We start from the raw sequence: 5,241 nt of genomic DNA on the forward strand, positions 1-5,241 counted from the left end.
CATAAGCATGCCATTTTAGAAGCACCTTGTGTAACATATGTTTGACAATTCTAGAAAACAAGAAAAAGCTATTTAAATACTTCTTGCAATCTCATAAGCCTTCCGTTATAATATTGCAATGCATGTATTCAAACCATGCATTGGGTGGGAGGAGCAAGTTTAAAAAAGATAAAAGCTCCAATTACCACATCACGAAAATTGACATAAGGAGGAATATTCGTGGCTAAAAAAGTTGTCACTCAAGTAAAATTACAAATCCCTGCAGGTCAAGCGAGCCCAGCTCCACCAGTAGGTCCAGCGTTAGGTCAAGCCGGCGTTAATATCATGTCCTTTACGAAGGAATTTAACGCACGTACTCAAGATCAACAAGGAATGATTATTCCAGTTGTTATTGATGTCTATGAAGATCGTTCATTTACCTTTATTACTAAAACACCACCAGCTCCAATCCTATTGAAAAAAGCTGTTGGCTTGAAAAAGGCTTCAGGTGAACCTAACAAGAACAAAGTCGGAAAGGTTACACGTGATCAAGTCCGTGAAATCGCAGAAATTAAAATGGCAGACTTAAATGCAGCCGATGTAGAAGCTGCTATGCGTATGGTTGAAGGAACTGCCCGTTCAATGGGGATTACAGTCGAAGACTAAGCGCCAAGGTAGCTTCTCGCCCCGTTTCTATCGGGTGTGGGAGGGAAACCCCGAATAACCACAAATATAGGAGGAAAAACAAATGGCTAAGAAAAGCAAAAACTATGTAGCGGCAAGAGAAAAAGTTGACCGTACAAAGAAATATGATGTAACAGAAGCAGTCGCATTAGCAAAAGAAATTGACTTTGCAAAATTTGATGCCTCTGTTGAAGTATCTTACAATTTAAATATCGATGTTAAAAAAGCAGACCAACAAATTCGTGGCGCAATGGTGCTACCACATGGAACAGGTAAAACACAAACAGTGGTAGTTATTGCAAAAGGTGAAAAAGCCGCTGAAGCAGAAGCTGCTGGAGCAGACTTTGTTGGTGAAGAAGATCTAATTAATAAAATCAACGGTGGTTGGTTAGATTTCGACGTAATGGTAGCTACCCCAGATATGATGGGACAAGTTGGACGTTTGGGTCGTGTCTTAGGACCTAAAGGCTTAATGCCAAACCCTAAAACAGGTACCGTTACAATGGACGTAACCAAAGCCGTTAACGATATCAAGGCTGGACAAGTAACTTACCGTGCAGATAAAGCAGGTATCGTGAATGTTCCAATTGGTAAAGTATCTTTTGAAGATGAAAAATTAGTGGAAAACTTCAAAGCACTTCATGAGCAAATTATGCGTGTGAAGCCAGCTACAGCTAAAGGAACTTATATTACTAATTTAGCTTTAGCAACCACTTTCGGACCCGGAATCAAGATTAACGTCGAAAGTTTATAAATTCATATTGACAAATAATTTGTTTATCACTATGATAAATAAGTATTTTAAACGACCTAAGACAGTAAGTGGCTAAGCCTTAATTTCTTACCGAGGAAGTTCCCGTTAAACAGGAAGCTATCTCTATGTCTAGGTGACATAGAGATTTTTAATTTTAAAAATCTCTATACCTATTTGATGGAGGTGAAAGAAGAAACATGGTTAAAGAAGCAGTATTAAATGCAAAGGCTCAAGAAATTGAAAAAATTGCTGAAGATATGAAAAACTCTGCAACAATCGTTGTAGTGGATTATCTTGGCTTAACGGTTGAAGAAGTAACAGACTACCGTAAACAATTACGTGATGCAGGCGTTCAAATGAAGGTTGTGAAAAACACAATGCTTCGTCGTGCGGCTGAAAAAGCAGGAATCGAAGTTCCTCAAGATTTATTCAAGGGTCCTTCAGCGATTGTCTTCTCAGATGACGTCGTAAATCCAGCGAAAATTTCAGCAAACTTTGCTAAAGACAATGAAACTCTTGAAATTCGTGGCGGAATTGTTGAAGGTCAAGCAGCTACTAAAGAAATGATTGAACAAGTAGCGAAAATGCCTGGTCGCGAAGAATTACTTTCAATGTTACTATCTGTATTACAAGCGCCAATGCGCAATGTGGCATCTGTCCTTTCTCAAGCAAACCCAGCACAACAAATGGTTTACGCTTTGAACGGAATTATCGACAAAAAAGGTGCTGCCTAAATCGATCCCTCGTCGCTTAAGTACAATATAAACTAAAAAAATATTTGGAGGAAACCAAAATGGCATTAAATATTGAACAAATTATTGAAGATATCAAATCAGCAACAGTTGTAGAATTAAACGAATTAGTAGAAGCAATTGAAGAAGAATTTGGCGTATCTGCTGCGGCTCCTGTAGCTGTTGCAGCTGGACCTGCTGCTGGCGGTGGCGAAGCTGCTGCAGAGCAAACTGAATTTGACGTAGTATTAAATTCAGCTGGCGACGCTAAAATTAAAGTAATCAAAGTGGTTCGTGAAGCTACTGGCTTGGGCTTGAAAGAAGCTAAAGAATTAGTAGACAACGCTCCTAAAGCAATCAAAGAAGGCATTTCTAAAGAAGACGCTGAAGAATTGAAAGCTAAAATTGAAGAAGTTGGTGGATCTGTAGAAGTTAAATAATTTCTCTATCCCATCTATATTAACCTGGTCAGATCTTCTGATCAGGTTTTTCCCTTTTTAAAGATAAATTTAAAAAGTTGGGCTATAATGGAAGAGAAAGATTGAGGAGGGAAGAAAATGGTCAAGTTATTAATTGCAGATGATGACAAAGCAATTTTAGATTTATTACATATTTATATGCGTAATGAGGGATATGAGTGTACATTAGCTAATAACGGAGAAGAAGCTTTAGAAATAATTAACTTACATCCTGAATTAGATATCGCTCTTTTAGATATTATGATGCCTAAAATGACGGGGATGGAAGTATTAGAAGTCATGCGTCATAAAAATGTAGATATTCCAGTTATTTTTATTTCAGCTAATCAGACTCAAACCGATAAAATTTCTGGCTTGCTTGCAGGAGCCGATGATTATGTTACTAAACCCTTTGAACCTTTAGAGGTAGTCGCTAGAGTCAAGAGTATCTTAAGACGTCAAGGTGTGAATGCTCATTCTTTAGCGCAAAAAGACAGTAAAGACTTTATTAATCTAGGAGCAGTCACAATCGATACTAAAGGACATCAAGTGATGACTGCTGAAGGAGAAGAAATTAAAGTAACAGGTCTGGAATTTGAAATTTTACAGTTACTTGCCGAGCAAAGGGGGAAAGTTTGGTCTGCTGATGAAATTCTTAATAGTGTTTGGAAGGATAATTCCTCTGCTTCTACTAAAACGGTAATGGTCCATGTAAGTAACCTCAGAAATAAAATAGAAGAAGCAACTGGCGGCGAGAAAGTTATTCAAACCGTGTGGGGAGTGGGCTATAAGATTGATAAATAAGAATGAAGAAAAAAAGGCTGGACTAATTCCTTCTTTTAAAAGTTTTAAACTAAGTAAAAGCGACCGCATTGAAATGACGATAAATCTATTTATAGTAGCTGGTACCGTTTCCTTTATTTATCTTGTGCTAATGTTTAGCTATCAACAACTGTTAAAATTTTTAACATTTAATTTAGGATGGACCATTAAAACAAATTTGAAAGATAACATTATCGCATATACACTCTATAATAAAAGTAATCAAATATTAATTGGTCTTTATCTTGTTACTTTATTTATTACAGTGACTTTTAGATATATTCATGAAAGAAATCGGATTACTTTAAGGTATATTCGTAAATATATTTCCGCCATGGCTAAAGGCAAGTATGACCTGAGAATTCCCAATGAGGGAATTGGAGACTATGTCACTTTGGCTCAGGATGTGAACACCCTGATGGACTCTATTAATCAAGCTTTTAAGGAAAGAGACGAGACCGAGAAAACAAAAGATGAATTAATGAATAATATAGGTCATGATATTCGAACGCCACTTACCTCAATACTTGGGTATTTAAGACTGATTCAAGACAGCTCAGATTTAACTCAAGAAGAACTGGCCTCTTATATAAAAACAGTGCATAGTAAAGCTAAAAGTATGCAAGTATTAATCAATGATCTGTTTGAATATACCTCCACCCAACAAACGACTGCAAAAGTTAATAAACAAGCTATAGCTATGCAAGCTTTTACAGAACAGGTGCTTGCTGACTTTAATTTGCAAGCCAAGCAAGCAGGGATTGAAATGTTCTGTCAAGTCACACCGAGTGACTTGGTATTAGAAATTGATCCTGAAAAAATGGTAAGAGTATTTAACAACTTTATAACCAACACTTTTAAATACGGAGAAGGTGCCACTTATCAAAAAATATTAGTGACAGAAATGACTGATCAAGAGTATAAAAAATATACTCGCTATCAAAAAAACAGACTGGATACGATTAAAACAGAAAAATGGGTGGTTATCGAGTTTCGAAATAATGGCACCTTATTGAATGAGGAAGATTTGGAACGAGTATTTGAACGATCCTATCGAGCTGACAGCTCACGGACCTCTCAAAAACCGGGATCAGGCTTAGGGTTAGCGATTGTACGCAATATGGTTGCCCTTCATCAAGGGGTAGCTTATGGAATTGTGGAAGATCAAGACCTTGTCTTTCGGGTCGAAATTCCAATCTTAAGGGAAGATTTATATTAAAGAATCAAACATTACAATACTTGTAATGTTTGAAACCGAATTGTATCTTTAAAAACTTTAGATTTACTTGCTATTCTTTAAGAGAAAGTTATAATTATTCATGTCGGAAGAAAGTTAAATGCTTATTCAAACTTAAGTATTAACAAAACTCTAAAGAATTCCTAAAGTTTTTAAATTTTATCTTTAAAAAGCCTTGAAAATTATTTAGAAGTTTGTTAATATTAAAAGTAAGGAATGCAAAAAGCTTTCCAGCCGTCGCTAGAAAAATAAAAAACAAAAAAGAAAGAGGTATAATAAATGAAAAAATTATTATTAACTTCAGTTGCAGCATTAACTGTTGCAGCAGCAGGAATGCCAGTAGCAACATCAGTAAACGCACAAACTCAAAATAATCCAGTTGAAGCACAAGAGCAGAAAACTACTTATAAATTAGAAGTAAAAACAGCAGATACAAATATTACTTCAGAATACAAAGCAGAAAGTATGCAAGCAGCTGAGCAACATTTCCACGATTATGTGGCAGGTCAAGGATTAAAAGACTTAGAATGGTCATATGATTTTGATACAATGACATTCATGGCAACAGATGAAAAA

The 5,241-nt window shown here is 36.1% G+C and carries 7 protein-coding genes and 1 other annotated feature; all 7 genes read left to right on the forward strand.

The features are described 5' to 3' along the window. The first annotated feature begins 219 nt into the window (after window positions 1-219). Window positions 220-645 carry a 50S ribosomal protein L11 gene (rplK, locus tag ACQV2P_RS08405; protein ID WP_428874537.1) on the forward strand — a complete coding sequence of 142 codons (426 nt, stop codon included), beginning with the start codon at window positions 220-222 and terminating at the stop codon, window positions 643-645. Between the two features lie 82 nt (window positions 646-727). Continuing rightward, window positions 728-1,417, forward strand: a complete 690-nt coding sequence (gene rplA, locus ACQV2P_RS08410) for a 50S ribosomal protein L1 (RefSeq protein ID WP_428874538.1) — start codon at window positions 728-730, stop codon at window positions 1,415-1,417. 37 nt (window positions 1,418-1,454) lie between these two features. Further along, window positions 1,455-1,577: a sequence feature (ribosomal protein L10 leader region), on the forward strand. Window positions 1,578-1,614: 37 nt separating this feature from the next. After that, on the forward strand, window positions 1,615-2,151 hold the full coding sequence (gene rplJ, locus ACQV2P_RS08415; protein ID WP_428874539.1) for a 50S ribosomal protein L10: 537 nt from the start codon (window positions 1,615-1,617) through the stop codon (window positions 2,149-2,151). A gap of 59 nt (window positions 2,152-2,210) precedes the next feature. Next, entirely contained in the window at window positions 2,211-2,588 is a 378-nt protein-coding gene (gene rplL, locus ACQV2P_RS08420) for a 50S ribosomal protein L7/L12 (RefSeq protein WP_428874540.1), read from the forward strand. 117 nt (window positions 2,589-2,705) lie between these two features. Then, window positions 2,706-3,410 (forward strand): response regulator transcription factor, encoded by a 705-nt coding sequence (locus ACQV2P_RS08425; protein WP_428894883.1) that lies wholly within the window; start codon window positions 2,706-2,708, stop codon window positions 3,408-3,410. Continuing rightward, window positions 3,400-4,647, forward strand: coding sequence for a sensor histidine kinase (locus tag ACQV2P_RS08430; protein ID WP_428894884.1), 1,248 nt, complete (start codon window positions 3,400-3,402; stop codon window positions 4,645-4,647). The genes ACQV2P_RS08425 and ACQV2P_RS08430 overlap by 11 nt, the downstream gene beginning before the upstream one ends. A gap of 297 nt (window positions 4,648-4,944) precedes the next feature. Then, window positions 4,945-5,241 (forward strand): hypothetical protein (locus tag ACQV2P_RS08435; protein WP_428894885.1); only part of this gene is annotated, 297 nt, incomplete at its 3' end.

Origin of the sequence: Facklamia sp. P12932, assembly GCF_050409545.1 — a bacterium.
Classification (GTDB): domain Bacteria; phylum Bacillota; class Bacilli; order Lactobacillales; family Aerococcaceae; genus Facklamia.

Coding starts and splice junctions, on each gene's coding strand:
- rplJ (WP_428874539.1), top strand. CDS start 1,615: ATGGTTAAAGAAGCAGTATTAAATGCAAAGGCTCAAGAAATTGAAAAA.
- rplA (WP_428874538.1), top strand. CDS start 728: ATGGCTAAGAAAAGCAAAAACTATGTAGCGGCAAGAGAAAAAGTTGAC.
- rplL (WP_428874540.1), top strand. CDS start 2,211: ATGGCATTAAATATTGAACAAATTATTGAAGATATCAAATCAGCAACA.
- ACQV2P_RS08425 (WP_428894883.1), top strand. CDS start 2,706: ATGGTCAAGTTATTAATTGCAGATGATGACAAAGCAATTTTAGATTTA.